Genomic DNA, 1,158 nt, shown 5'->3' with positions numbered 1-1,158 from the left:
AAAGTGATTGAGTCATTCAACTGCTTGCCCTATCTGACCCTCATCGGCAGATAAGCCCAACGAAATAGGACGATCGAAATGAGCAATAAATTAGCGCAACTTCGTAAACTGACCACAGTCGTGGCCGACACTGGTGAAATTGATGCGATCAAAAAATACCAGCCAGAAGACGCAACCACTAACCCTTCTCTGATTCTAAAAGCTGCGCAGATTGCTGAATACGCACCTCTGATTGATCAAGCTATCGCCTACGCAAAAACTCAAAGCAACGACAAAGCACAACAAGTACAAGACACTTGTGACATGCTGGCGGTCAACATCGGTAAAGAAATCCTAAAAACCATTCCGGGTCGTATTTCGACTGAAGTTGACGCGCGTCTTTCTTACGACACCGAGCGCAGCGTAGCGAAAGCACGTCAGCTAGTAAAAATGTACAACGATGCGGGCATCAGCAACGATCGTATCCTGATCAAACTGGCTTCTACTTGGGAAGGTATCCGCGCGGCGGAAATTCTTGAGAAAGAAGGCATCAACTGTAACCTGACTCTGCTGTTCTCTTTCGCACAAGCGCGTGCGTGTGCTGAAGCAGGTGTGTTCCTGATCTCTCCATTCGTTGGCCGTATCATGGACTGGTACAAAGCTAAAGAAGGTCGTGATTTCGCAGCAAGCGAAGATCCAGGCGTACTGTCAGTGACCAAGATCTACAACTACTACAAAGAGCACGGCTACAAAACGGTTGTGATGGGCGCAAGCTTCCGTAACATCGGCGAGATCCTAGAACTGGCTGGCTGTGACCGCCTGACTATCGCACCTTCGCTACTGGCTGAGCTTGAAGCGGCTGAAGGCGAATTGGTTGCAAAACTGGTTGACTCAAAAGGCTCTAAAGCTCGCCCTGCGCCAATGACGCACAGCGAATTCCTGTGGGAACACAACCTAGACCCTATGGCCGTTGAAAAACTGGCTGAAGGCATCCGTAACTTCGCGGTTGACCAAGGCAAACTGGAAGCGATGATCGCGGCTAAGCTGTAATCCTGATTTTGAAGCGAGCTCCGGCTCGCTTCTTTCTGCTTTTTATTTTTGTTGAGCGCACTCCGTTCAACCTCCTTTATTGAAATGAGTAACACTATGAATCGCAAACAACTTGCCAATGCTATCCGC

1 protein-coding gene is annotated in these 1,158 nt (G+C 48.8%); it reads left to right on the top strand.

From position 1 onward, the window contains the following. Nucleotides 1-78 precede the first annotated feature (78 nt). Nucleotides 79-1,029, top strand: coding sequence for a transaldolase (tal, locus tag GOU96_RS17665; protein ID WP_258502658.1), 951 nt, complete (start codon nucleotides 79-81; stop codon nucleotides 1,027-1,029). Nucleotides 1,030-1,158 lie beyond the last annotated feature (129 nt).

Origin of the sequence: Vibrio sp. R-1 (genome assembly GCF_035615595.1) — a bacterium.
GTDB lineage: Bacteria > Pseudomonadota > Gammaproteobacteria > Enterobacterales > Vibrionaceae > Vibrio > Vibrio cholerae.
The sequence above is the reverse complement of the archived record's forward strand: the minus strand, read 5'-3'. Positions and strand labels throughout refer to the sequence as shown.

Bases quoted from the DNA above. Each gene is read 5' to 3' on its own strand.
- tal (WP_258502658.1), top strand. From the start codon at position 79: ATGAGCAATAAATTAGCGCAACTTCGTAAACTGACCACAGTCGTGGCC.